Annotated in this window: 26 protein-coding genes; 14 read left to right on the forward strand and 12 right to left on the reverse strand. The window is 64.9% G+C overall.

What is annotated here, in order from left to right; genetic code table 11:
- Positions 1–101: 101 nt before the first annotated feature.
- On the reverse strand, positions 102–1346 hold the full coding sequence (locus NFE57_RS12310; RefSeq protein WP_252135879.1) for a threonine ammonia-lyase: 1245 nt from the start codon (positions 1344–1346) through the stop codon (positions 102–104).
- 256 nt (positions 1347–1602) lie between these two features.
- On the opposite strand from NFE57_RS12310, the gene NFE57_RS12315 reads away from it, so the two are divergent.
- Together NFE57_RS12315 and NFE57_RS12320 are read left to right on the forward strand one after the other, a co-directional pair.
- Positions 1603–3216, forward strand: coding sequence for an amidohydrolase (locus tag NFE57_RS12315; RefSeq protein ID WP_252135945.1), 1614 nt, complete (start codon positions 1603–1605; stop codon positions 3214–3216).
- An 89-nt stretch (positions 3217–3305) separates the two neighbouring features.
- On the forward strand, positions 3306–3587 hold the full coding sequence (locus tag NFE57_RS12320) for a GIY-YIG nuclease family protein (protein ID WP_252135880.1): 282 nt from the start codon (positions 3306–3308) through the stop codon (positions 3585–3587).
- Positions 3588–3699: 112 nt separating this feature from the next.
- Here the strand turns inward: NFE57_RS12320 and ctrA are convergent, their stop codons facing one another.
- Together ctrA and NFE57_RS12330 are read right to left on the reverse strand one after the other, a co-directional pair.
- Entirely contained in the window at positions 3700–4407 is a 708-nt protein-coding gene (ctrA, locus tag NFE57_RS12325) for a response regulator transcription factor CtrA (RefSeq protein ID WP_252135881.1), read from the reverse strand.
- A 219-nt stretch (positions 4408–4626) separates the two neighbouring features.
- Entirely contained in the window at positions 4627–5535 is a 909-nt protein-coding gene (locus NFE57_RS12330; RefSeq protein ID WP_252135882.1) for a LysR family transcriptional regulator, read from the reverse strand.
- Positions 5536–5624: 89 nt separating this feature from the next.
- Between NFE57_RS12330 and NFE57_RS12335 the strand changes: the two genes are divergently transcribed.
- Positions 5625–6323: a pirin family protein gene (locus NFE57_RS12335; RefSeq protein WP_252135883.1), complete on the forward strand. Its 699-nt coding sequence runs from the start codon at positions 5625–5627 to the stop codon at positions 6321–6323.
- 66 nt (positions 6324–6389) lie between these two features.
- Positions 6390–6992: an NAD(P)H:quinone oxidoreductase gene (wrbA, locus tag NFE57_RS12340; protein ID WP_252135884.1), complete on the forward strand. Its 603-nt coding sequence runs from the start codon at positions 6390–6392 to the stop codon at positions 6990–6992.
- Positions 6993–7113: 121 nt separating this feature from the next.
- Here the strand turns inward: wrbA and NFE57_RS12345 are convergent, their stop codons facing one another.
- Positions 7114–7821 carry a M15 family metallopeptidase gene (locus NFE57_RS12345; protein ID WP_252135885.1) on the reverse strand — a complete coding sequence of 236 codons (708 nt, stop codon included), beginning with the start codon at positions 7819–7821 and terminating at the stop codon, positions 7114–7116.
- 65 nt (positions 7822–7886) lie between these two features.
- On the opposite strand from NFE57_RS12345, the gene NFE57_RS12350 reads away from it, so the two are divergent.
- The 8 genes from NFE57_RS12350 (at position 7887) to NFE57_RS12385 (ending at position 14235) form a co-directional block, all read left to right on the forward strand.
- On the forward strand, positions 7887–8549 hold the full coding sequence (locus NFE57_RS12350) for an RluA family pseudouridine synthase (RefSeq protein WP_252135886.1): 663 nt from the start codon (positions 7887–7889) through the stop codon (positions 8547–8549).
- Positions 8542–8946 (forward strand): alternative ribosome rescue aminoacyl-tRNA hydrolase ArfB, encoded by a 405-nt coding sequence (gene arfB / locus NFE57_RS12355; RefSeq protein WP_252135887.1) that lies wholly within the window; start codon positions 8542–8544, stop codon positions 8944–8946. The genes NFE57_RS12350 and arfB overlap by 8 nt, the downstream gene beginning before the upstream one ends.
- A gap of 36 nt (positions 8947–8982) precedes the next feature.
- Entirely contained in the window at positions 8983–9465 is a 483-nt protein-coding gene (gene msrC / locus NFE57_RS12360) for a free L-methionine (R)-S-oxide reductase MsrC (protein WP_252135888.1), read from the forward strand.
- 83 nt (positions 9466–9548) lie between these two features.
- Positions 9549–10241, forward strand: a complete 693-nt coding sequence (locus NFE57_RS12365) for an RcnB family protein (protein ID WP_252135889.1) — start codon at positions 9549–9551, stop codon at positions 10239–10241.
- 664 nt (positions 10242–10905) lie between these two features.
- Entirely contained in the window at positions 10906–11325 is a 420-nt protein-coding gene (locus NFE57_RS12370; RefSeq protein WP_252135890.1) for an ExbD/TolR family protein, read from the forward strand.
- A gap of 149 nt (positions 11326–11474) precedes the next feature.
- Positions 11475–12098 carry a thermonuclease family protein gene (locus tag NFE57_RS12375; protein ID WP_252135891.1) on the forward strand — a complete coding sequence of 208 codons (624 nt, stop codon included), beginning with the start codon at positions 11475–11477 and terminating at the stop codon, positions 12096–12098.
- 222 nt (positions 12099–12320) lie between these two features.
- Positions 12321–13481, forward strand: coding sequence for an HNH endonuclease (locus NFE57_RS12380; protein ID WP_252135892.1), 1161 nt, complete (start codon positions 12321–12323; stop codon positions 13479–13481).
- A gap of 151 nt (positions 13482–13632) precedes the next feature.
- Positions 13633–14235, forward strand: coding sequence for a hypothetical protein (locus NFE57_RS12385; RefSeq protein ID WP_252135893.1), 603 nt, complete (start codon positions 13633–13635; stop codon positions 14233–14235).
- Here the strand turns inward: NFE57_RS12385 and NFE57_RS12390 are convergent.
- The 5 genes from NFE57_RS12390 to NFE57_RS12410 form a co-directional block, all read right to left on the reverse strand.
- Entirely contained in the window at positions 14217–14528 is a 312-nt protein-coding gene (locus tag NFE57_RS12390; RefSeq protein ID WP_252135894.1) for a hypothetical protein, read from the reverse strand. The genes NFE57_RS12385 and NFE57_RS12390 overlap by 19 nt on opposite strands.
- A gap of 118 nt (positions 14529–14646) precedes the next feature.
- Positions 14647–15702, reverse strand: coding sequence for a ribonucleotide-diphosphate reductase subunit beta (locus tag NFE57_RS12395; protein ID WP_252135895.1), 1056 nt, complete (start codon positions 15700–15702; stop codon positions 14647–14649).
- A gap of 67 nt (positions 15703–15769) precedes the next feature.
- Positions 15770–15979, reverse strand: a complete 210-nt coding sequence (locus NFE57_RS12400; protein WP_252135896.1) for a hypothetical protein — start codon at positions 15977–15979, stop codon at positions 15770–15772.
- Entirely contained in the window at positions 15976–16269 is a 294-nt protein-coding gene (locus NFE57_RS12405) for a hypothetical protein (RefSeq protein WP_252135897.1), read from the reverse strand. Before NFE57_RS12405 ends, NFE57_RS12400 begins: the two co-directional genes overlap by 4 nt.
- Positions 16269–16433, reverse strand: a complete 165-nt coding sequence (locus tag NFE57_RS12410) for a hypothetical protein (RefSeq protein WP_252135898.1) — start codon at positions 16431–16433, stop codon at positions 16269–16271. Before NFE57_RS12410 ends, NFE57_RS12405 begins: the two co-directional genes overlap by 1 nt.
- Positions 16434–16516: 83 nt before the next feature.
- Between NFE57_RS12410 and NFE57_RS12415 the strand changes: the two genes are divergently transcribed.
- Positions 16517–16768: a DUF2171 domain-containing protein gene (locus NFE57_RS12415; protein ID WP_252135899.1), complete on the forward strand. Its 252-nt coding sequence runs from the start codon at positions 16517–16519 to the stop codon at positions 16766–16768.
- Between the two features lie 209 nt (positions 16769–16977).
- Here the strand turns inward: NFE57_RS12415 and NFE57_RS12420 are convergent, their stop codons facing one another.
- Positions 16978–18894, reverse strand: a complete 1917-nt coding sequence (locus tag NFE57_RS12420) for a ribonucleoside-diphosphate reductase subunit alpha (RefSeq protein ID WP_252135900.1) — start codon at positions 18892–18894, stop codon at positions 16978–16980.
- A gap of 442 nt (positions 18895–19336) precedes the next feature.
- Positions 19337–21979 (reverse strand): putative bifunctional diguanylate cyclase/phosphodiesterase, encoded by a 2643-nt coding sequence (locus tag NFE57_RS12425; RefSeq protein ID WP_252135901.1) that lies wholly within the window; start codon positions 21977–21979, stop codon positions 19337–19339.
- A gap of 141 nt (positions 21980–22120) precedes the next feature.
- Between NFE57_RS12425 and NFE57_RS12430 the strand changes: the two genes are divergently transcribed.
- Positions 22121–23299, forward strand: coding sequence for an MBL fold metallo-hydrolase (locus NFE57_RS12430; protein ID WP_252135902.1), 1179 nt, complete (start codon positions 22121–22123; stop codon positions 23297–23299).
- Positions 23300–23430: 131 nt separating this feature from the next.
- On the opposite strand, the gene NFE57_RS12435 is transcribed toward NFE57_RS12430, so the two are convergent.
- Entirely contained in the window at positions 23431–23580 is a 150-nt protein-coding gene (locus NFE57_RS12435; protein WP_252135946.1) for a lmo0937 family membrane protein, read from the reverse strand.
- Positions 23581–23693 lie beyond the last annotated feature (113 nt).

The following is a 23693-nucleotide window of genomic DNA, read 5'->3' on the forward strand; positions in this document are numbered from 1 at the left end:
ACCCCACCTCCCAACGGCAGTATACTGAGTGGGAGGTGGGGTGGGGGAGCGGGCCGGTGCGGTCCTCAAACGAAACTGCCGCTCTCAAACAAAAACACCGCTCAGGCGAGTTCGACCTGGCTCACCTCATAGCCGCCGGTGCGCAGTGCCTCGATCAGCCGGTCGAGATGCTTGGCATCGCGCGTTTCGCACTCGATGTCGGTGATCAGGCCTTTGGCGGGCAGCGTCGTGAACACGCGCTGGTGATAGACTTCGATGATGTTGGCGCGCTGCTGATCGAAGATCCGCGCGACATTGTAGAGCGCGCCGGGCTGATCCTGGAGCCGGATACGCAGTCGTGCGAGCCGCCCCGAGCGCGCGAGATCGCGCAGCAGCACGTTGGCGAGCAGCCGGGTGTCGATATTGCCGCCGCACAGGATGATGCCGACGGTCTTGCCCTTGAAACGCTCCGGATAGGCGAGCAGCGCCGCGAGCCCCGCCGCGCCCGCGCCCTCGACCACGGTCTTTTCGATCTGGAGCAACAGGCTCACGGCCTCTTCGAGGCTGCGCTCGCTGACCAGCACGATGTCGTCGACCAGCGCCTCGACCATCTGGCCGGTGAGCTGACCCGGTTCCTTGACCGCAATACCTTCGGCCAGCGTATCGCCCGCGCACGCCATGCTGGTGCCGTTGATGCGGTTGTACATCGAGGGGAACAATTCGGCCTGGACGCCGACGACCTCGATGTCCTTCGGCCAGGCGCGCGCGACCGTCGCGATCCCCGAGATCAGCCCGCCGCCGCCGATCGGCGTGACGAAGGTGTCGATATCGGGCGCGTCCTCGAGCATCTCGATCGCGGTCGTGCCTTGCCCCGCAATCGTGCGCGGATCGTCGAACGGGTGGACGAAGGTGTAGCCGCGCTCGGCCTCGAGCGCGCGCGCATGGGCATAAGCGGCGTCGAACGTATCGCCTTCGAGGATGACGGTTGCGCCATGGCCTTCGGTCTGCGTCACCTTCACCGTCGGGGTGGTTCTGGGCATGACGATCGTCGAGGGGATGCCAAGGCGATGCGCATGATAGGCGAGGCCTTGCGCGTGGTTCCCCGCCGACGCCGCGATCACGCCCTTGGCGCGCGCCGCCGCGTCGAGCTGGAGCAAGGTGTTGAGCGCCCCGCGCTCCTTATAGGCGGCGGTGAACTGCAGATTCTCGAACTTGAGATAGACCTTGGCGCCGGTCAGCTCCGACAGCGTCCGGCTGACCAGCGTCGGTGTCCGCACGATCGCGTCGGCAATCCGCTGGTGCGCGGCGCGCACATCCTCGATCGAAACGGGAAGGACAGGGGCGGATGCGGTCGCGTGCGTTGCCATTCGATACTCCGGTCGGCCCGAACTCGTTGGATGGGCCATATTGCGTCCCCCGATCCGCCGACGAGCCCGGCGGTGCTTCGACAACCCCCATCAAAGGCGGGGACGAACGGAGGCAGGCGGTTCGCCTAGACCATCTGGCGCGTCGGCGGAACACCCCTTATGCGATGCGGCGTTGCTGACTCAGACCGCGCGGATGACGGCCGCGCTGGAGATTGCCCCCGTGAAAGCTCCAGTGAAAATCCTGTTCTCACGATCGATGGCAGCGCTGGCGGCGTTGCTGATGACCACGCCGGCGGCGGCCGATGCGCTGGTCGATAACGTCAACGGTATCACGCTCGACGAACATGGCGAGGTCGTCCGCTTCACCGGGTTGCTGATGACGACCGACGGGCGGATCACCAAGTTGCTCGGCCGCAAGGACAAGCGCCCCGAAAAGCTCGACTGGCGCACCGACATGCATGGCAAGGTGATGCTCCCGGGGTTCGTCGACGCGCACGGGCACATCATGGATCTGGGGTTCCGATCGGTCGAACTCGACCTGTCCGACACCCGCTCGCTGGCCGAGGCGCAGGCAAAGATCGCTGCCTATGCCGAGGTCAATCCCGAGCGGGCATGGATTTTGGGTGGCGGCTGGGATCAGGAGAAATGGGGCTTGGGCCGCTTCCCGACCGCGGCCGAACTCGACGCCCTGGCGGGCGGCCGCCCGATCGCGCTGACGCGGATCGACAGCCATGCGGTATGGGTCAATGCCGCCGCGCTCAAGGCGGCGGGGATCACGCCCGCGACCAAGGCGCCGCCGGGCGGACGGATCGAAAACGGTATCCTCACCGATGCCGCGCGACTGATGATCCTGAAGGTGGTGCCACAGCCGCTCGCACGCGAACGCGACATGGCGTTCATCCAGGCGCAGCAACTGCTGCTCGCCAGGGGCATCACCGCCACTGCCGACATGCGCACCACGCTCGACGACTGGCTGGTCTATCGCCGGGTCGCCGACAAGAACCTGCTGCGTATCCGCATCATGAGCTATGCCGACAGCATCCGGACCGCGAACCGCGCGGCGGGCGGGGCGCCCTCGCCGTGGCTGTACGAGGACAAGCTCAGGATGGGTGGGGTCAAGCTGTTCGCCGACGGCGCGCTGGGATCGCGCGGGGCGTGCCTCAAGGCGCCCTATGCCGACGCGCCCAAGGAGCGCGGGCAGTGCGTGCTCAGCGACGACCAGCTCAAGAATCTGATGAGCCGCGCCGCGATGGATGGCTTCCAGGTCGCGGTCCACGCGATCGGCGACAAGGCCAATGCCGAGGCGCTCGACGCGATCGAGGCGGTGTCGGATACGTATAAGGGCGATCGCCGCTGGCGGATCGAGCACGCCCAGATCGTCGATCCCGCCGATCTTTCCCGCTTTGCCCAGGGCAGCATCATCGCGTCGATGCAGCCGATCCATGCACTGTCGGATCGGACGATGGCCGAGGCGCGGTTGGGCCCCGATCGGCTGGCGGGCGCCTATGCGTGGCACGCGATGCTCGAAAACCACGTGCCGCTGGCGTTCGGATCGGATTATCCCAACGACGATTTCAACCCCTTCCATGGCTGGGTCGCGGGCTTCACGCGGGCTGACGGATCGGGGGCGCCGTTCGGTGGGTGGCAGCCGCAAGAACGCATCACCCGCGAACAGGCGTGGCGTGCCTATACGATGGGGGGCGCCTATGCCGGGTTCGCCGAGGATCGGATCGGCCGCCTCGCGCCGGGGCTTTGGGCCGATTTCATCATCGTCGACGCCGATCCCCTGCTCGCGACCGCGGGCGAACTGTGGAACATGCAGGTCGAACAGACCTGGGTCGGCGGCAAGATGATGTGGGAGAAGAAATAGCCATTTACACTTAACGTCATGCCGGACTTGTTCCGGCATCCAACGTGCCGCACACCGATGCCATGCGGGAAAGGCTGCCCTGCGTTTACATGATGGCGAGCGGCCATCTCGGTACGCTCTATGTCGGCGTGACCTCCAATCTGGTCGGCCGGGTCATGCAGCACCGCGAAGAGACATTTGACGGCTTTACTAGGCGGTATGGCTGCAAGATGCTCGTCTGGTACGATGTCGGCGAGACGATGGAGACCGTCATCGCGCGCGAGAAGGCGATCAAGAAATGGCCGCGCGACTGGAAGTGCAATCTAATCGAGCGCGGTAATCCGGAATGGAATGATCTTGCGGTGGGGTTGGGGCTGGAGCGGTTGAGCTAGCGTCCGGTCGCTCGTTGGATGCCGGAACCAGTCCGGCATGACGCTTCTCCCACAAAAAGAAGCGGCCGCGGTGCCCCCCGACACCGCGGCCGCCAGCTCGGGTGATCGGGTGTTACGCGACCGCCACCTGCGCTGCCTTCTCTTCCTCGGGCTCGCGCAGCACATAGCCGCGGCCCCAGACGGTTTCGATGTAATTGTCGCCTTCGCACGCCATGCTCAGCTTCTTGCGGAGCTTGCAGATGAAGACGTCGATGATCTTGAGTTCGGGTTCGTCCATCCCGCCATAGAGGTGGTTGAGGAACATTTCCTTGGTCAGCGTGGTGCCTTTGCGCAGGCTCAGCAACTCGAGCATCGCATATTCCTTGCCGGTCAGATGGACGCGCGAGCCATCGACCTCGACCGTCTTGGCGTCGAGATTGACCGCGAGCTTGCCGGTCTTGATGACCGACTGGCTGTGGCCCTTCGAGCGGCGGACGACGGCGTGGATGCGTGCGACCAGTTCTTCGCGGTGGAACGGCTTGGTGACGTAATCGTCGGCCCCGAAGCCGAAACTGCGGACCTTCGAATCCATCTCGCTGACGCCCGACAGGATCAGCACCGGCGTCTGCACCCGCGCGACGCGCAGCTTCTTGAGCACGTCATAGCCGTGCATGTCCGGCAGATTGAGATCGAGCAGGATGATGTCGTAATCGTAGAGCTTGCCCAGATCGAGGCCTTCTTCGCCCAGATCGGTGGTGTAGACGTTGAACCCTTCGGCCGAGAGCATCAACTCGATTGCCTTTGCCGTTGTTGGCTCGTCTTCGATCAGCAGCACGCGCATGCGCTTACCCCTTGTTGCCGTCGCGATGAGCCACCCACCGGCTCAGCATGTTTCGACATCTTCATTAACCAAAGAAGGTCTGAAGGCAAAAGGTTAATTTGGGCTTAATCCGCAGAATTGCGCGAGTCGCGCCATTTAGGAGGTTAGCGAATCGTTAGCGCCGCGTGCGCCGGCGCCGCGTTCGGCGGCCAATTCCTAAGATGGGGGGGCGGGCGGCGATCACGCGGCACGCGGGGCGGAATCGCGAAAACGCGCCGCAAGGAAATCGATCAGCGCCTCGACGCGCGCGGGCCTGAGCGGGCTGGGCGGCGTCATCAGGTGGAGCGCGATCGGCGGCGGACGCCAGTCGGGAAGGATCGCTTCCAAGGTGCCCGCGGCGATATCGGCGTCGACGATGAAATCGGGCAGCCGTGCAATCCCCAGGCCGGCGCGCAGCGCCGGCAGCATGGCATCGCCGCTGTTGCTCGTCAGCCGCCCGGTCGGCCGTACCGCGGCCTCCTCGCCGTCGGGGCCGGTGAAGCGCCACGTCGCGCCGGGGGCGTTGGTGTAGCCGATACATTCATGCTCGGCGAGCTGGGCCGGGTGCGTCGGGCGGCCGTGGCGCGCGAGATAGGAAGGTGCGGCGACGACATACACCGCGATTCCGCACAGACGGCGCGCGCGCAGCGATGAATCGGGCAGATCGGCGATGCGCAGCGCGATGTCGAACCCCTCGGCGACGATATCCACCCTGGCGTCGGAGAGGTTGAGATCGATTTCGATGTCGGGATGCGCGGCGAGGAATTCGGCGATGGCGGGGGCGAGATAGGCCATGCCGAAGGTCATCGGTGCGGCGACGCGGACCAGCCCGGCGGGCAGCGTCGCGCTGTCGCGCGCGGCTTCTTCGGCGGCCACGCCCTCGGCGACGATGCGGCGCGCATGATCGGCGAGCGCCTTGCCGCTTTCGGTGAGCGTCAGCCGTCGCGAGGTGCGGTGGAACAGGCTGGTGCCGAGTTGCGTCTCGAGCCGCGATACCGCCTTCGAGACGGTCGCCTTGGAAAGACCGATCGCCTCGGCCGCGCCGCTGAACGAGCGTTGCTCGACCACAGTGGCGAAGATTGCCCAGGCTTCGAAATCGGGTAGCCGCATTCCAGAAACAATCCGTTTCTAACGTTTCGATTTACGCTTCGATCATGCGCCCTATCTTGGGGTCAAGCAATCCTTCGGGAGATAGGAACATGATCGAGAAACGCAGTTTCGAGAGTCTCGGCCACGCCGATCACGGCTGGCTCAACGCGCGCCACCATTTTTCCTTCGCCGATTATTACGATCCCAACCGGATGGGCTGGGGCGCGATCCGGGTGTGGAATGACGATGAGATCGGCCCCAATTCGGGTTTTCCGCCGCATCCCCACCGTGACATGGAGATCATCACCTATGTTCGCACCGGCGCGATCACGCACCAGGATTCGATGGGCAATCAGGGCCGCACCGCGGCGGGCGACGTGCAGGTGATGAGCGCGGGCACCGGGGTGCGTCACGCCGAATATAATCTCGAAGGCGAGACGACGACGCTGTTCCAGATCTGGATCGAGCCCAGACGACAGGGCGGCAGCCCGTCCTGGGGCGCCAAGCCTTTCCCCAAGGCCGATCGCTCGGGTCAGTTCGTGACGTTGGCGAGCGGGTTCGAAGGCGACGAAGGCGCCCTGCCGATCCGTGCCGATGCCCGCGTGCTGGGCGCGACGATCAAGGCGGGCGAGAGCCTGACGCATAGCGTCGGTGAGGGGCGGCATGCCTATCTCGTCCCTGCAACCGGCGCGATCGAGATCGACGGCGTGCGCTTCGCGGCGCGCGACGGTGCGGCGCTGTCGGGCGGCCAGACCGTCACCATCACCGCGATCGACGATGCCGAAATCGTCCTCGTCGACGCCGAATAACCCACACCACACCCGTCACCCCGGTTGCGCCGGGGTGACGGGCCATCACATCAAAAGGAATCCCCCATGACCAAGGTTCTCGTCCTCTATTATTCGTCCTACGGCCATATCGAGCAGATGGCCGATGCCGTTGCCGAGGGCGCACGCGCCGGCGGGGCGGAGGTGGACATCCGCCGCGTGCCCGAAACCGCGCCTGCCGCGGTCGTCGCCGCAGCCGGGTTCAAGGCCGATACCGCGCATCCGGTGATCGAGAGCGTCAATGCGCTCGCCGTTTACGATGCGATCATCATCGGCGCGCCGACGCGCTTCGGCCGGATGCCGAGCCAGATGGCGGCGTTCCTCGATACCGCCGGCGGGCTGTGGGCGTCGGGCAAGCTCAACGGCAAGATCGGCGGCGCGTTCACCTCGACCGCGACCCAGCATGGCGGGCAGGAGACGACGCTGTTCTCGATCATCACCAACATGCTCCATTTCGGGCTCGCGGTGGTCGGCCTCGATTACGGTTATGCGGGCCAGCAGGGCGTCAAGGAAGTCCATGGCAGCACGCCTTATGGCGCCTCGACGATCGCCGACGGCGACGGCAGCCGCCAGCCGAGCGAGATCGACCTCGGCGGTGCGCGCTATCAGGGCAAAAGGATCGCCGAGATGGCGGTCAAGCTCGCGGCCTGATCAGGGGCCGGTCTGCCTCGTCGATCCGTTCGTGCCGGGCCTGTCGAAGCACCGTTCTCCCGCGCGCTCAGGCTGGGAAGCAAGAACGGCCCCCTTCGACAGGCTCGGGGCAAACGGCGGCTCAATCCGTTTCGGGCACCGGCGGCTGCGAAACGACGCGCACGACCAGATTGGGCAGGCGTGGCTTGGCGGGAAAGTCGGCGCGGGCGGTGGTGAACAGCATCCGTGCCGCGCGCGCACCGGGTTCGGTCGCCGATCGGCCCACCCAGCGCCAATGCCATGGTTCCCACGTCACGCTCTGGCTGTTCTTCCACGGGAACGAGAGTTCAAAGCCGTAATCGGTCGCGTGCGCGAGCAGCCATTGGCCGAGCGGGGTGCGATCGAAACAATATTCGACATCGTCGCAACCGGGCGACGGCCGGGTGGTGAAATCGATCGCGAAGCCGGTCGAATGCTCGCTATGGCCGGGCGGGGCGACACTCATCGCGCGGCGCGCGGGCTCGTTGCAGCGCGGTTGGCCTTCGGGATCGGTGGCACAGAATACCGCATTTTGGTGCGCCGCCGAGCGATAGCAGGATGCGGCCTGCACTGTCCCCGGCACCCCCGCGGCCTGTGCCGCGGCGATCAGTGCAGTCAGATCGGGCAACACTTCGGGGCGCAGCAGGCAGCGCCCGCGCACCGCGAACCCCGTTGGGGCCTCGACGAGCGTTGTCGGATCGGCATCGGGATAGGCGAGATGGCCATAGAGTCGTGGCGGCGCGGCCTGCCCCGCGAGAGCGGGGGCGGCCGCGATCAGCGTGACGGCGGTGAAAGCGAAGCGGAGCGGCATTATTCGTGTCCTGCGAGACGCGGCGGCTCTGGCATGCGGCACCGCTTGGTGGCAAGAGCGCGACCATGCTCAGCGACCGCGTGATTTTTCTCGATGGCGAGGCCATCGTCCTCGACAAGCCGTCGGGCCTGCCCGTCGATCCGCCGCGTGACGGATCGATCAGCCTCGAAAACCATCTCGAAAGCCTGACCTTCGGGTTCAAACGCTGGCCGCAGGCAGTGCATCGGCTCGATCGCGACACCTCGGGCTGCCTGCTGCTCGCGCGCAACCCCAAGGCGCATAAGCGGTTCCAGCGCGCGTTCGAGGAAGGGCGCGTCGAAAAACGCTATCTCGCGGTGCTCGAGGGTGTGCCCGACGGCGCGGAAGGCCTGATCGATCTCGCGCTCGTCAAGATCAGCAGCGCCGAGCAAGGCTGGCGGATGACGGGCGCGCGCAACGGCAAGCCCTCGCGCACGCGCTGGCGGGTGATCGAGACCAGGGACGCACGCACGCTGGTCGAGTTCATGCCCGAGACGGGGCGTACCCACCAGATCCGCGTCCACGCCGCCGAAGGACTGGGCGTGCCCGTGGTGGGCGATCCGGTGTACGGCAAGGGCGGGCGGGGCAGCGCGCGCGCGCCGTTCCTGCTGCACGCGGCGCAGCTTGTCATCGCTCGCGACGGCAAGCCGCCGATCGATGCGGTCGCGCCGTTTCCCGACCGGTTCCGCGCGGCGGGGTTCGATGGCTGAGATCGCGATCCCCGAGGATGCGATCGAAGAACGGTTCCTGGCCTCGACCGGGCCCGGCGGGCAGAATGTCAACAAGGTGGCGACGGCGTGCCAGTTGCGCGTCGATGTGTTCCAACTGGGGCTCGCACCCGACGTCTATCGGCGGCTGAAGACGCTCGCGGGGAGCCGGATGACCGGCGCGGGCGATCTGGTGATCACCGCGCGGCGTTTTCGCACGCAAGAGGCCAACCGTGCCGATGCCCGCGCGCGGATTGTCGAACTGCTCGCCAAGGCGCATGAACGCCCGGTCAAGCGGCGCCCCACCAAGGTGAGTCGCGCGGTCAAGGCGCGGCGCGTCGACGCCAAGAAAAATCGCAGCGCGATCAAGGCCGGGCGCGGCCGGGTGCGGCTGGATTAGGGTGGGGAGCGGGCCGGTGCGGTTATAGGAAGTACGATGTACCATTTCGATGTCACCGCCGGCTCGAAGACGGAGCTTTATCGTGACCTGCTGAGCGCGATCGACGCGCTCACCGCCGACGAGCCCGATGCGATCGCCAACATGGCCAATGCGGCTGCCGTCATCTGGCAATTCCTGCCTGATCTCAATTGGGCGGGTTTCTATCGTCTTGTTGGCGATGAACTGGTGCTCGGGCCGTTCCAGGGCAAGGCGGCATGCATCCGGATCGCGATCGGCAGCGGGGTGTGCGGCACCGCCGCGGCAAGCCGGACGACGCAATTGGTCGAGGACGTCAACGCCTTTGCGGGGCATATCGCGTGCGATTCGGCGAGCGCGTCCGAACTGGTGGTGCCGATCGTCGCGGGCGCGCGGCTGATCGGGGTGCTCGATCTCGATAGTCCGCATGTCGGCCGGTTCGATGCCGAGGATGCGGCGGGGTGCGAGGCGATCGGCGCGCTGCTGGCAACGCGGCTTTCCTGACCCAAATCGGGACTCGGCCAACTTTCCGCTCCAGCGCCGAAATGCTAGATATCGAGGCACGATAGCAGCGATAAAGAGGCGATATGCGCGGATTCCTGATCGCAATGGCGGCATCGGCGGCGATGCTCGCGACGCCTGCCCTGGCGCAACATCACGGCCATCGCGGTGTGGGTCATTGGCAGGGCAGCGGCCAGATTCATGGCCCCCAAACCCACGGCGAGTGGCGTGGCGAGCGTGGTGGTTCGTGGCATTGGAACGGCGCCGGCCAGCGCTGGGGCGGTGCGATTGAGGATCGCTGGTATGGCGGTGCGGGCGCGCCCGGCGGCTGGACGGCGTATCGCCAGCCGGTGCGCGGCGATGTGCTGCCGCCTTATTGGCTGTCGCCATCGTGGACGGTGTGGGACTGGGCCGATTACGGGCTGCCGCGGCCGCCGCGCGGCTATGTCTGGTCGCGTTACTATGACGATGCGGTGCTGATCGACCGCGCGGGGCAAGTCCGCGATCACCGTGGCGACATGGATTGGGGCGATGACGATCGGGGGTATGACGATCCGGCCTATGACGACGGTTACCACGCCGCGCCGCGCGTCGCGGTGCAGCCCGATGACGCCCGCTATCCCGCGCAGGTGGTGACGCGGTGCGTGGGCGATTGCGGGGGCGTGTTTGCCAATGGCTATTATTATCCGCCGCAGACCGAAACCACGGTCACGATTCCCGCGCGACCCCCGGTGGTGCGGACCATCACCACGGCCCCGGCAGGGCCGGCGCGGCGCTGAAATCGTCGCGCGCCCGGCGCCGAACGACGTCAAGACGGTTGCGTAACGGCCATTTCCGCGCCAAACGGAAGATCGGCGTCACGCCGCTTGCGTCTGCCCTTGCGGGCAGGCGTTTCTGGGGGGTCGGTCCGGCACGCTTCATTGTGCGCCGGACCGGCTTGCGGACATCGCGCGACCGGCACCAGCCGGGTCGCGCGCGCTGTCGGCGATACGGGTAGCGAATCGCGGATGCGCGCCTGAAAAGGGCGCCCGAGAACGACGCCGCGCGGCGACATGCCTGAGTATATGCCATCCCGCTTGCACGCAGCATGTCGACAACCGTTGTCGCGCGGTCAGCCGCGTCGGGGCCGCGCGAAGTTGACAAAGTTGACAGTTGCAAGGGGGTAGGCATGCCCCGGCGCCACGCCCTGCGCGCCCGTAGCGGTCCGCCTGTAACGATGCAGGCGCTCGGCACAGGGGCACGGACGGGTTCGTGCGGTCGCGAATGAGCCATGATCGTTCCTTCAAGCCTGGCGCCGTACCGATATAACCTAATAGGCGTTTGTAGGACATATCTATGTGCCGATATGGCTGATCGCGCCGAAGGGGCGGCCGAACGAGTGCGGGGCTTGACGCGTCATCAATTGCGTGATGGTATCACATTACATTGTCGGGAGGCCTTGATATGCGTCATCGTCCCGTTTTCGCCGCCCCGGCCGAGCCCGTGCCGGTGTTTGCGATCAATATCACCCCGCTGATCGACGTGCTGCTGGTGCTGCTCGTGATGATGATCCTCACCATCCCGACGATGATGCACGAGGTGCCGATCGACCTGCCGCAGCCGGGGCCGGTCGCCGTCGCTGACCGCGTGACGCACGAACTGGCGATCGCGCGCGACGGCGGCCTGACGCTCGATGGTGCGCCGGCGAGCGATGCGGCGCTGATCGGCCGGCTTGCGGTGCAGAGGGCCGATCCGGCGAACGAACTCGTCATGCGCACCGATCCCGATGCCCGTTACGATCGGTTCGCCCGTGTCCTCGCCGATGTGAAGCGCGCCGGGGTCACGCGGCTGGGCTTCGTCGGCAATGCGACGATGGTCGAATAGACGATCCGCGCGCGGACGGGAGCAGGCGCGGTGCGTCAACCCCGGCGGCACACCCGGCAATAGCGCCATGATGGACACGATTCCGGCAGCCCGGCCCGAAACGGACTCGGTTGGGCGCTGACCTGCAGCGCGCCGTCAACGATTTGGTGATGGCGGCACCGCATGATGGCGGGGGCAGGAGCGTGATGAAGTACGAACCCGAATTCCATCGCAAGCGGGCGCGGCGGTATCGGCGGCGCGGGCAGTGGGGTGCGCTGGGAGTGCGCGATGTTGCGCTGATGATGGCGGGCGGGATTGCGCTGGGGCTGGTGATTGCGGCGCCCGAGCGCGCCGGGCAGGCGCTGGGCACGGTGGCGACGACGGCCGATCGGGCCGCGACGGCGGCGCGCGCGCTGGTGACACTGAGGGGCGCGGGCACGGCGATGCCGGCGCGGCATTTCGGGCGATGCTTCACCGGCGGCGGCACCAATTGCGTGGTCGATGGCGATACGTTCTGGATCGACGGCGAGAAGGTGCGCGTGGCCGATATCGACGCCCCCGAAACGCATCCGCCGCGCTGCGCCGAGGAGAGGCGGCTGGGCCATGCGGCGACCGTGCGGTTGCAGGCGCTGCTCAACGCCGGGCCGTTCACGCTGGTGACGGCCGACCGCGATACCGATCGCTATGGCCGCAAGCTCAGGATCGTCGAGCGCGACGGTCAATCGCTGGGCGCGGTGCTGGTGGACGAAGGGCTGGCCCGCGAATGGGGCGGACGGCGCGCGCCGTGGTGCTGAGGGTATTATCCCGGCTGGGATGATTGCACTTTCGGTTTCGGCTCCGATACATCCCACTCGTTGAACGACGTTTTGTGTTGGCCAAGTGCATAATTGAAGGCGCCGTCATTATGCGTTGTGTGAAATCTCGCCGCGGCCGCAATGGAGGCAGTGGGATGAAATGACGCGCTTGCCGGGTTTTTTCATCGGATTAGGATATGGGATCATAAGCGGGGGCAATCGGTGGCCGGTAGAAGTTGGTTCGAAGCGGTAACAAATGCCGTCCGTCGCCACGTGGCAGAAACCGGCTCAGGCATATTCACGCGGCAAGCACTGATCGATTCCCAGCTTGATGCCATTGTAGCAGATACCGGGTCTGCCGGAGCCACACCGCATCAGACCTTGAGCCGTGAATTGCAGCAGTTGCGCGACACCGGGCTGATCGAGTTTCTTGATCAGGGCACCTACCGCTGGAGAGGGGCTGCACTCGATTCATTTCGAAACGGAGCGAGCAAAGGCATTTTCGTGATTGGATCGCATTCGATCTATCAGGATGAGCCGGAGCGCTTTTACCGCTTCCCGGAGCGATGGAGGGCAAATGCCTCAAAGATTCTGGGTAATTGGATCATCTATCAAGAGCCCAGACGTGCAGGCCGACGTGGGTATTACGCGGTCGCTAAGTTCGATAGGATCGTATCCGATCCGGCGAATGAGGATATGTATCTGGGGCTCATCGAGCCCGGCTCCTATCTGGAGTTCGGGCGCGACGTGCCTTTTCAATTGGACGGTCGGGCGGTCGAGCGTGGGCTTCTGAACCCCGACGGGCGTTTGAACAATGGGCGTGCTATTCAGTCCATTCGGACAATCTCAGATGAAGACTTCAATCGGATCGTCGATCTTGGGTTGGTTGATGAGGACGACCTTCTACCCAGGATCGACGACCACGAGCCGTCATCAAGCATGGTTCGCGAGGAACGTTTTGAGTGGGAAGGACCTATCGACAGAGCGACCATGCTGGTCAGCCGCACGGTCCGGGATCGGCAGTTTCGCAAGCGTGTTCTTGACGTATACGATTGTCGGTGCGCGTTGACAGGAATGAAGTTGATCAATGGCGGCGGTAGAGCTGAGGCACAGGCCGCGCATATCATGAGCGTGGGAGCCGGTGGGCCTGATGTGGTTAATAACGGGATCGCACTTTCGGGCACGGTGCACTGGATGTTCGATCGCGGGCTGATCACCCTGAGCGACGAGGGGGAAATCCTACTCTCGCGTAAGATCAACGATATCGAGGGCGTGTCGAAGCTGATTTACGGTGATCGCAAGGCGCGGTTGCCGGTTTCTGACGCCCATCGGCCGCATGTGCGTTACCTTGCGTGGCATAGGCGCGAGTGCTTTCAGGCGTAAACGAAGCTGGAAGCGGGTACTTAAACAGGCTCTCTGGACCATCGTTAACGGAGAATTGAAGGTGCCCGTCGCGGTGTTGCATGGAAAGTTGAATCTCTAGAGTCACTTAGCGCGATGTTGACTAACAGATTGATTCTGATACACTTTATTGATGGACATAACCTACAATCTCAACGGGGGGTTTAAGCCTACCCTGAAACGTTTTGCTGATCTCAATGGCCCTGATTTCTTTCCAACGCCTCCGTGGGCAACTCATGCACTGATCGACAACGAAAAGTTCGTCGGCGAGATTTGGGAAAGTGCGTGCGGTAACGGCGCTATGTCAGAAGTGTTGAAATTAACGGGCAATCCAGTCAGTAGCTCGGATCTCTATGACCGAGGGTATGGAGACGATGGAGTCGATTTCTTGGAAGGCGAGCGTCAATCATCAAATATAATAACGAATCCACCTTATAACGCGGCTGAAGGATTCGTGCGGGCTGGGCTTCGCTCAGCCGAGAAGAAGTTTGCTTTCTTGCTCCGACTTGCTTTTCTCGAAGGCGCCAATCGGCAGCGGACGATTTTCTCCGATACGCCACCTTCTCGAGTATGGGTTTTTAGCGAGCGGATAACCTTTTATCCTGCCGGGGCAGTAAAAAAAGGCTCGGGGACTACCGCTTATGCTTGGTTCGTTTGGGACAAAGAAGCCGCGAACGGGACTGAACTGAAATGGTTCAAGCCTGGCTACAAATCCCGTTATGCAGTCGGTACTTGATCGAGAAATTTTACCCCGGTGTCGGTTATCGTAATCTCCTCTGTAGAGGCATGATATGTGGCATAGCCTTTCGTGAACATGCTTGTAGTTGTGTCTCGATGGGAAACTAGATTTCGTACCTTCTGGCTAAAATGCGTGTCGTTGCGATCGTTCAATATCTCTGCGTCTATTCCATCTGGTTTAAATAATGCCTCAAGTTCCGTAATTAGTTTCGGCATAGAGATGGTCCCTCCTGCATCTCTGGCAGCGATCAGCGCTGGAATGACTAACTCTCGTTCGCGGACTCTTGCCATTTCCTCTTCTCCTCTTGATCTTTGTCTAATGTGAGTAAATCCCATGCCGTCGGTCGGCGCTTGGCGCGGCCGGCCGGGAGCGCGGATTAGCTTGCGCTAATCCGCTGCGCGACGCGCCTTACTCCGCCGCAATCCCCGCCTTGTCGAACATATCCTGCGGCGCTTCGCCGTCTTCGTTCGCGGCCTTGGCGTGGTTGGCTTTCTGGCGCTTGTCGAAGCTGTCCCATACCTCGTTCCAATTGCCGCGCGTGGCGGCCTTGGAATATTCGGTGGCGCGCTGTTCGAAGAAATTGGCGTGCTCGACGCCGTTGAGCAGCGGGGCGAGCCAGGGCAGGGGGTGCTCGTCGATCATGTAGATCGGCTTGAGACCGAGCTGGTTCAGCCGCCAATCGGCGATGTAGCGGATGTACTTCTTGATTTCCTTGGGCGTCATGCCGGGCACCGGGCCCATTTCGAACGCAAGGTCGATGAACGCATCCTCGAGCCGCACCGTCGTCTGGCACTGATCGAGAATGTCGTCCTTCACCGCGCGGGTCAGGCAATCGCGTTCCTTGCAGAAGGCGTGGAACAGCTTGATGATGCCCTCGCAGTGCAGGCTCTCGTCGCGCACGCTCCAGCTGATGATCTGGCCCATGCCCTTCATCTTGTTGAAGCGCGGGAAGTTCATCAGCATCGCGAAGCTGGCGAAGAGCTGTAGCCCCTCGGTGAAGCCGCCGAACATCGCCAGCGTGCGCGCGATATCCTCATCAGTATCGACGGTGAAACGCTGCAGATAATCGTGCTTGTCCTTCATCTCGGCATAATCGAGGAAGGCGCCATATTCGCTCTCGGGCATGCCGATCGTATCGAGCAGGTGGCTGTACGCGGCGATGTGCACCGTCTCCATGTTGGAGAAAGCGGCGAGCATCATCTTGATCTCGGTCGGCTTGAACACGCGGCCGTATTTGTCGTGGTAGCAATCCTGCACCTCGATATCGGCCTGGGTGAAGAAGCGGAAAATCTGCGTCAGCAGGTTGCGCTCGTGATCGGTCAGCTTCTGGGCCCAATCGCGGCAATCCTCGCCCAGCGGCACTTCCTCGGGCATCCAGTGGATCTGCTGCTGGCGCTTCCAGAAATCATAGGCCCAGGGATATTCGAAGGGCTTGTACTGCTTGCGGGCTTCGGTGAGTGACATGGAGCTTACTCCTTGCGAGATGAAACGGGTGAAAGGGTGCCCGAAGGCATGAGGCGGGGGGCACTCGTCATCCGACGCCCTCGAACGACAGCAAGGCGAAGGCGAAGATGCCGAGGATGAGCGCGAGCGCCGCCAGCATCGTGCCGATCAGCCGCCGCGCGTAGACACCCTGCTCGGTCACCACCGGGCGCGTGACGACATAGGCGGTGGCCGCCGCCGCCGCGGCCGCGGTCAGCCCCATGATGATTGGGGGAGCAATGAAAATGGCGATGGTCATCGGGGGTGCCTCGTGCGGACGTAGACGGTCGCGCCGCCCTTGCGCGCGCCGATCCCCAGGAAGGCGATCCCGATGAAATAGCCGAAATCGTACCAGCCGCCGTTGTTGGGGACGGCATAGATCGCGACATCGGACATGAACAACGACAAGACCCATGCGACGGGGAAGATGAAGCCGTGCCAGACGCCGAGCAGAAAGCCCGGCGCGGTGGGGGCGACGGCGGTCGTGACCTGCGCAGCGCAGGCGGCGAGGGCGGCAAAGAGCGGCAAGGCGAGCAAGCGCGGGCGCATCAGTGGCTCCTTGCGGTGAACAGCACGCCCACCCCGGCCAGCACGACGATGGCGACGGCCAGCAGCACGACGAGGCGCGGAATCGGTTGCTCGCGGCGGGTGCGCTTCCACGCGATCAGCACCGCGATCGCGGCGAGCGCGGCGATGACGAACGGCGCGATCATACAGCGGCGCTCCGGCCCGCGCCCCATGCATCCAATCGCGGGGCGGCTCGTTTGATCCCTGCACGCAGATGAGGAGGATCACGATGGTCGATGCCAGCAGCATCAAGGACAATATGACGGTGATCGGCGCCGACGGCGTCCATCTCGGCACCGTCGATCATATGGATGGCGACCGGATCAAGCTGACCAGGGCCGATAGCCCGCAGGGGCCGGGCGGCGAGGGTGCGAAGCATCACTGGCTGCCGATCGGCCTGGTCGCCGATATCGAGGGCGACACGGTGCGCCTCTCGGCCACCGCGCAGAACGCGCAGGATCTGTTCGAAGAGGCGGAATAGACCGCCCGATCGCGCCGCCAGATACATCGCCACCTCGGTCCGCAACGCGCGGGCCCGGAGGGGTGATATCTTGGCGGCATTCGGCACGGTCATTCTATCCACGCGGCCCCTGCGGAGGCGCAGGGGCGGTTGCTGTTTCCCAGGCGCACGCTTTTGCCGGGGAAGGTGGCACGAGCCCCAGCCTCCGCAGGGGCGCGAACGTCAGGCGCTTACTGGCACGCGAGACATTCGTCGTAATCGGTCGTCTCCAGCTCGAACTTCGCCAGATCGGGCGTGTTGTCCGCCTCGACCCCGCCGGCAAAGCCCGCGCGCTGGATCGATTTCGAGCGCAGATAATATAGCGACTTGATACCCAGTTCCCACGCGCGGAAGTGGAGCATCAGCAGATCCCATTTCTCGACATCGGCCGGGATGAACAGGTTGAGGCTCTGCGCCTGATCGATGAACGGCGCGCGATCGCCCGCGAGTTCGAGCAGCCAGCGCTGATCGATCTCGAAGCTGGTCTTGAAGCAATCCTTCTCTTCCTGGCTCAGGAAATCGAGATGCTGGATCGAGCCGCCGCGCTCGAGGATCGTGTTCCACACCGCATCGCTGTTCTTCGATTTCTCGATCAGCAGCTTTTCGAGATACGGGTTCTTGATCGACCACGATCCCGACAGCGTCTTGTGCGTGTAGATATTGGCCGGGATCGGCTCGATGCACGCGCTGGTGCCGCCGCAGATGATGCTGATCGATGCGGTCGGCGCGATCGCCATCTTGCACGAAAAGCGTTCCATCACGCCCTGATCGGCGGCGTCGGGGCACGGCCCGCGCTCATGCGCCAGCATCATCGAGGCTTCGTTGGCCTGCGTGCTGATGTGCTTGAAGATCCGAAGGTTCCAGCTCTTCGCCATCGCGCCTTCGAACGGCAGCCCGCGCGCCTGGAGGAACGAGTGGAAGCCCATCACGCCGAGCCCCACCGAGCGCTCGCGCGCGGCCGAATAAGCGGCGCGCGCCATACCGGGCTCGGCGCGATCGATATAATCCTGCAGCACGTTGTCGAGGAAGCGCATCACGTCTTCGATGAAGCCCTTCTCGTCCTTCCACTGATCCCAGGTTTCGAGGTTGAGCGACGACAGGCAGCACACCGCGGTGCGATCGTTGCCGAGGTGATCCTTGCCGGTGGGCAGCGTGATCTCGCTGCACAGGTTCGAGGTCGAGACCTTGAGCCCGACATCGCGATGATGCTTGGGCATGTTGTCGTTCACGTGATCGGCGAACACGATATAGGGTTCGCCGGTCGCGAGCCGGGTTTCGACCAGCTTCTGGAACAGCGCGCGCGCATCGACCGTGGCGCGCACCGAGCCGTCCTTGGGGCTTTTCAGCTCCCATTCGGCGCCCGCGCGCACCGCTTCCATGAACGCGTTCGGGATGAGCACGCCGTGGTGCAGGTTGAGTGCCTTGCGGTTGAAATCGCCCGAGGGTTTGCGGATTTCGAGGAACTCCTCGATCTCGGGATGCGAGATGTCGAGATAGCAGGCCGCCGAGCCGCGCCGCAGCGAGCCTTGCGAAATGGCGAGCGTCAGGCTGTCCATCACGCGGACGAACGGGATGATGCCGCTGGTCTTGCCGTTGAGCCCGACCGGCTCGCCGATGCCGCGCACATTGCCCCAATAGGTGCCGATGCCGCCGCCGCGCGAGGCGAGCCAGACGTTCTCGTTCCAGGTATCGACAATGCCTTCGAGGCTGTCGGGCACCGAGTTCAGATAGCAGGAGATCGGCAGGCCGCGCCCGGTGCCGCCGTTCGACAGCACCGGCGTCGCCGGCATGAACCACAGGTTCGAGATATAATCATAGAGCCGCTGCGCGTGGGGCGCATCGTCGGCATAGGCGCTGGCGACGCGCACGAACAAATCCTGGAAGCTCTCGCCCGGCAGCAGATAGCGGTCGCGCAGCGTCTCCTTGCCGAATTCGGTCAGCAGCGCGTCGCGGCTGTGATCGACCTCGACCGGATAGGGCAGGGGGCGGGCGCCGTGGCTCGAACTCGACGCTTCGGCAAGCGCCTCGCTGACGGCGGCGGTCGCGCCTGCGGCCTCGATCACATCGGTAGCCATGCTATCCTCACGCTCCTGATCCCTGAAATCCATCGCTACGGCTCCCGTCTCTGCGTTCCGGCGCGTGCCGGTCTATTCGAATCGGGGGACGAACCCCCATGCTACACCAAGGTGCCCGATCTGGAGAACAAAATGTGACCGCGCGCCATGATGCAGGCGCGAATCAAGGTCCGCCGCGACTCTGTGTCGCGAACGTCGTTCTACCAGCTATTGGGTCTGCCCCTCAACTCGACCACAAGAGATTGTGATAATCGCCCCGGCTAAGCAAGGGCGAAGCGCAAACTAGGCGATCCGTTCGTCGCTCACCAGACTCGCTTCGTCGATGGAACAAAATGCGGCGCCGCAGCGACGCGCGGGGCTGTGCGGGGTTCAGCGAATGCAAGGGGGTAAACCGGGAACACAAAATATTTTGTCGGCGACACCGGGGCGGCATCGGGACGATGGCGGTACGGCGGCACGTGTGACGCGGCGCCGGTCAGCCCGCTTTGCGGAGCGCTTTGGGGGCGGGCTGGTTGAGGCGTTCCATGTTGAAATGCTTGTTGAACTCGATCCCCGCCTTGCCCTCGGCGGCCCAGCGCAGCCGCGCGGGGAACATCTCGCCCTCGAGCAGTTCGATCAGCAACTCGATCCCGATCGCGTCCTCGCTCGCGTCGACCCCCTCGATCATCGCGCCGGTGGCGGAGAGGTCGCGGATGCGCACCTCGCCGACTTCGCCCGCCACCTCGATCCGGGCCGAGCGCAGCATCCGCGTGCGTGGGCTGCGGCTGACCTTATAGCCCATCGCGCGGGCCTTGCCGCCGCCCCCGAGCTGCTTGCGGACCTCGTCGCACCGCGCGGGCTTGCCGTAGATATAGCCCTGGATGTGGCTGCACCCCAGATTGCGGATCAGCGCGATCTCGTCTTCGAGCTCGACACCCTCGGCGGTGGTTTCCATGCCCAGCGTTTCGGCGAGCGTGACGATCGCCTTGATGATCGCGGCGTTGCGGTTGCCGGGAATCGCGGCGCCGCGGACGAACGACTGATCGATCTTGATCTTGTCGAACGGCGCTTTCTTCAGATAGCCGAGCGACGAATAGCCGGTGCCGAAATCGTCGAGCGCGAGCCGCACCCCGATCGCCTTGAGGTTCTTGAACATCTGGTCGGACGAGGCGGTTTCGTCGAGGAACACGCCTTCGGTGATTTCGAGTTCGAGCCGCTGCGGCGCGATCCCCGATTTGGCGAGCGCGTTGGTGACGATCGCGGGCAGCGCGGGGTTGGCGAACTGGATCGGCGAGACGTTGACCGCGACGCGCACATGATCCGGCCAGCGCGCGGCTTCGTCGCACGCGGTGCGCAGGACCCATTCGCCGATCGACTCGATCAGTCCGCATTCCTCGGCAATGGGGACGAATTCGGCCGGGGAGATCGCGCCGCGGGTCGGATGTTCCCAGCGGATCAGCGCTTCATAGCCGACGATGCGCTCTTCCCTGGTCGACACCACCGGCTGATAGGCGACGTAGAACTGGTTCTGGACCAGCGCATGGCGCAGATCGTCCTCGAGCGCCTTGCGGTTCTGCGCGCCGGCGAGCAGTTCGGCGCGATAGAAACGGTGAATGCCGCGCCCGTCGGCCTTGGCGGCGTAGAGCGCGAGATCGGCGTTGCGGATCAGGCTTTCCGAATCGTCGCCATCCTCGGGCGCGATCGCGATCCCGATCGAGCAGCCGATCGAGATCGACGACCCGCCGATGAAATAGGGCTGCGACAGCGCGCCGATGACCGATTTGGCGAGCTCCCCCAGCCGCTCGCGGTTGGTTTCGCCCGGCAGCACCACTTCGAATTCGTCGCCGCCCAGCCGCCCGACCAGCCCCTTGTCGCCGATCGCGCGCTGGAGCCGCTGCGCAACCTGTTTGAGCAATTCGTCGCCGGTCTGGTGGCCGAGCGTGTCGTTGACCGCCTTGAAGCGATCGAGATCGAGCAGAAAGAGCGTGGTCGGATGATAGGTGCGGGCCGAATGCGCGAGCGTCTGATCGAGCGAATGCTTCATCCGCTGGCGGTTGGCGAGCCCGGTGAGCCCGTCGAACCGCGCGAGCCGCGTGATCTCTTCTTCCGAGCGACGCTGCTCGGTGAGGTCGCTGCCCGAACCGATGAAGCCGACGAAGCGGCCGCGATCGTCGGTCACCGGGCGGCCCGAAATCGACCACCAGCGATCGGCCTCGGCCTTGTTGTTGGCGGCGACCGAATATTCGGCGAACGCGGTGCGCGAATTGAGGTGGAAGCCGAGCGTCCGTTCGGTCTCGCGCGTGCTGCCGTCCATGCGGAACACCGCGTTGAGCATCCGCCCGATCGGGCTGGCGCCATCGACCACCAGCGCACGCGCGACTTTGTCCGACAGATAGGTCAGCCGGCCCTGACGATCGGTCTGCCAGAACCAGCCCGAGCCGTGCGATTCGAATTCGGCGACCAGCCGGCTGGCGAGGCGGCCCGCATTGTCGCGCGCGGCGCGTTCGTCGGCGATGCGATGGTCGAGCGCGGCGAGGCGGTGCGTGACGAGCCCGAGACAGACCAGCAGGCCGAGCGCGAGCCCGGTCGCGACGCTCAGCCCCGACAGCGCGAAAATCGCCGCCGCCAGCCCGATCGCGAAGCCGAGGATCGCCGCGCGGATCGCGAACAAGGCGCTTGCCGACAGCCCGATCGCCCCGGCGACGGCGACGAACCCTGCGAGTTGCAGCGGCCCCGGCGGCAGCGCCGCGGTGGCGTGGAGCAGATAGAGCAGGCTCGCGGCGATCGCGACCGCGCCGCAGGCGATCGCGCGCGCCTGGATATGGGGCGCGAAACCGCGCCAGCGCCCGATCAGCAGCACCGCGAACACAATCACCCCGGCCGCCGTCGCCAGCCCGCCGGGGACGATCATCTGCGCGGCCAGCGCGCCGTAACCGGCCTCGATCGTGATCGCCAGGCACGCCGTCACCGCGACGATCTGCGCGATCATCGCCAGCGGCCACACCGCGCCCACCTGCCGCACGGGCTGGACGTGGTCGAACGCCGAGGTCGTCTCGTCTGGATCGACGAGCGAGAGCAGCACGGAATTCTCCCGCGCGGTGGCGGCGATGTTCATGGCCCGGCGAACGGAATCGGTCATGCGCCCGCCCTAGCAGCGCGCCCGTTTCGAAATCGTTTGCAAAATGAAGGCGGTGATTGCGCTTGGCTGCGTTGATTTCGGTTGTTCCCCGCGCCGCGCTGTGGGACGGACGCGGCGGCTGCGACAAGGACGGGAACGGGCATGATCTGGGCGTTGGTGCGTTTTGCCGGTTCGGCTGTGCTGGTGCTGGTGATCGTGGCGCTGCTCGCGATCGTGATCGTGCCGCGCTTCCTCGACCGGGTCTATTATCGCGGGCCGGTGAGCGACCATTTCGATGGCGCGCGCTTCTTCAACCTTGACCGCGACGATATGCTGGCGCCGCCCACGGGCGGCAGCCGCGGCGGGTTCCTGCTGCGCTATCTGTTCGGGCGCGACGGGCGCCCCGCCTGGCCCGAACGGGTCGCGGTGCAGCCGTCGGTGCCCGCCGCGCGCGTCGAGGGCGAGCGGATGGTGGTGACGTGGGTCGGCCATGCGACGATGCTGATCCAGACGCAGGGGCTCAACATCCTGACCGATCCGGTGTGGAGCGACCGCGCCGGGCCGTTCGGAATGATCGGGCCGCGCCGCGTGACCGCGCCCGGCGTCGCGTTCGACGATCTGCCGCCAATCGATCTCGTGCTGGTGAGCCACAACCATTACGATCATCTCGATCTGGCGACGCTCGACCGGCTGTGGCGGCGCGATCGCCCGCGGGTCTTCACCAGCCTCGGCAACGATGCGATCATCGCCAAGGCCCGCGTGCCGGCGACCGCGCTCGACTGGGGGCGGAGCGTGGCGATCAAGCCCGGAATCGACGTGGTGGTGACACCCGCGCATCACTGGACGAGCCGCTGGTTCACCGATCGCAACCGCGCCTTGTGGTCGGGCTTCGTGGTGCGGCTGCCGGGGGGCAATCTGTACTATTCGGGCGATACCGGCGCGGGGGCGTTCGGCTGGGCCGACACGGCCGCGTCTTACGGGCCGATCCGGTTGGCGCTGCTGCCGATCGGCGCGTTCCGCTTCACAGATGGGCAGATGGCAAGCGGCGGGCATATGGGGCCGCTCGATGCCGTCGAGGCGTATCGCCGCACTGGCGCCGCGCGCGCGATCGTCGTGCATTGGGGCACCTTCCGCCTGTCATATGAGGGGTATGACACGCCCGCGCGGATGCTGGCGCCGGCGATGCGCTGCGCTGCGATGGACCCGGCGCGCTTCGACACCGTGGCGATCGGCGCGCCGATCGAGGTCGCGGCCTATCAGGCACCGCCCGCGACTGCCGAAGTGCCGCGCGCCGAGCGGCTGGCGTGCCTCGACACGCCCGAGGTGCGGGCGCTGCGCTAGAGGCGAATTCAGCGTTGCTGAATTCGCGCGGCACCGGCCCGCTCCCCCACCCCACCTCCCAGTCAGTATAATGTCTTGGGTGGTGGGGTGGGGGAGCGGGCCGGTGCCGGTTTCACATCAGTGGCGCAATATCAGACCCCGCGTCGGCCCGAGATCAGCTGCCAGATCACGGCGACGACCGCGATGACGAGCAGGATGTGGATGAGCCCGCCCGCGATGTGAAAGGCGAAGAAGCCCAATAGCCACAAGACGAGCAGAATGACGGCGATGGTCCACAACATGGCGTTGATCCTCCGGTTGGTGGAATGAGAACGTTGCAGGGCGACAGGGCGTTCCTCCCGCGTAACGACGGGGCGCGCGCGGCGCTCGCGGCGTATTTTTTGGCGCGGCGGCG

This window comes from Hephaestia sp. MAHUQ-44 (assembly GCF_023806085.1).
Classification (GTDB): domain Bacteria; phylum Pseudomonadota; class Alphaproteobacteria; order Sphingomonadales; family Sphingomonadaceae; genus Sphingomonas.

What these genes read in the sequence shown, in the direction of transcription:
- NFE57_RS12310 (WP_252135879.1), bottom strand. Translation starts at nt 1,346, where the DNA reads ATGGCAACGCACGCGACCGCATCCGCCCCTGTCCTTCCCGTTTCGATC.
- NFE57_RS12315 (WP_252135945.1), top strand. Translation starts at nt 1,603, where the DNA reads ATGGCAGCGCTGGCGGCGTTGCTGATGACCACGCCGGCGGCGGCCGAT.
- NFE57_RS12320 (WP_252135880.1), top strand. Translation starts at nt 3,306, where the DNA reads ATGATGGCGAGCGGCCATCTCGGTACGCTCTATGTCGGCGTGACCTCC.
- ctrA (WP_252135881.1), bottom strand. Translation starts at nt 4,407, where the DNA reads ATGCGCGTGCTGCTGATCGAAGACGAGCCAACAACGGCAAAGGCAATC.
- NFE57_RS12330 (WP_252135882.1), bottom strand. Translation starts at nt 5,535, where the DNA reads ATGCGGCTACCCGATTTCGAAGCCTGGGCAATCTTCGCCACTGTGGTC.
- NFE57_RS12335 (WP_252135883.1), top strand. Translation starts at nt 5,625, where the DNA reads ATGATCGAGAAACGCAGTTTCGAGAGTCTCGGCCACGCCGATCACGGC.
- wrbA (WP_252135884.1), top strand. Translation starts at nt 6,390, where the DNA reads ATGACCAAGGTTCTCGTCCTCTATTATTCGTCCTACGGCCATATCGAG.
- NFE57_RS12345 (WP_252135885.1), bottom strand. Translation starts at nt 7,821, where the DNA reads ATGCCGCTCCGCTTCGCTTTCACCGCCGTCACGCTGATCGCGGCCGCC.
- NFE57_RS12350 (WP_252135886.1), top strand. Translation starts at nt 7,887, where the DNA reads ATGCTCAGCGACCGCGTGATTTTTCTCGATGGCGAGGCCATCGTCCTC.
- arfB (WP_252135887.1), top strand. Translation starts at nt 8,542, where the DNA reads ATGGCTGAGATCGCGATCCCCGAGGATGCGATCGAAGAACGGTTCCTG.
- msrC (WP_252135888.1), top strand. Translation starts at nt 8,983, where the DNA reads ATGTACCATTTCGATGTCACCGCCGGCTCGAAGACGGAGCTTTATCGT.
- NFE57_RS12365 (WP_252135889.1), top strand. Translation starts at nt 9,549, where the DNA reads ATGCGCGGATTCCTGATCGCAATGGCGGCATCGGCGGCGATGCTCGCG.
- NFE57_RS12370 (WP_252135890.1), top strand. Translation starts at nt 10,906, where the DNA reads ATGCGTCATCGTCCCGTTTTCGCCGCCCCGGCCGAGCCCGTGCCGGTG.
- NFE57_RS12375 (WP_252135891.1), top strand. Translation starts at nt 11,475, where the DNA reads ATGGCGGCACCGCATGATGGCGGGGGCAGGAGCGTGATGAAGTACGAA.
- NFE57_RS12385 (WP_252135893.1), top strand. Translation starts at nt 13,633, where the DNA reads ATGGACATAACCTACAATCTCAACGGGGGGTTTAAGCCTACCCTGAAA.
- NFE57_RS12390 (WP_252135894.1), bottom strand. Translation starts at nt 14,528, where the DNA reads ATGGCAAGAGTCCGCGAACGAGAGTTAGTCATTCCAGCGCTGATCGCT.
- NFE57_RS12395 (WP_252135895.1), bottom strand. Translation starts at nt 15,702, where the DNA reads ATGTCACTCACCGAAGCCCGCAAGCAGTACAAGCCCTTCGAATATCCC.
- NFE57_RS12400 (WP_252135896.1), bottom strand. Translation starts at nt 15,979, where the DNA reads ATGACCATCGCCATTTTCATTGCTCCCCCAATCATCATGGGGCTGACC.
- NFE57_RS12405 (WP_252135897.1), bottom strand. Translation starts at nt 16,269, where the DNA reads ATGCGCCCGCGCTTGCTCGCCTTGCCGCTCTTTGCCGCCCTCGCCGCC.
- NFE57_RS12410 (WP_252135898.1), bottom strand. Translation starts at nt 16,433, where the DNA reads ATGATCGCGCCGTTCGTCATCGCCGCGCTCGCCGCGATCGCGGTGCTG.
- NFE57_RS12415 (WP_252135899.1), top strand. Translation starts at nt 16,517, where the DNA reads ATGGTCGATGCCAGCAGCATCAAGGACAATATGACGGTGATCGGCGCC.
- NFE57_RS12420 (WP_252135900.1), bottom strand. Translation starts at nt 18,894, where the DNA reads ATGGATTTCAGGGATCAGGAGCGTGAGGATAGCATGGCTACCGATGTG.
- NFE57_RS12425 (WP_252135901.1), bottom strand. Translation starts at nt 21,979, where the DNA reads ATGACCGATTCCGTTCGCCGGGCCATGAACATCGCCGCCACCGCGCGG.
- NFE57_RS12430 (WP_252135902.1), top strand. Translation starts at nt 22,121, where the DNA reads ATGATCTGGGCGTTGGTGCGTTTTGCCGGTTCGGCTGTGCTGGTGCTG.
- NFE57_RS12435 (WP_252135946.1), bottom strand. Translation starts at nt 23,580, where the DNA reads ATGTTGTGGACCATCGCCGTCATTCTGCTCGTCTTGTGGCTATTGGGC.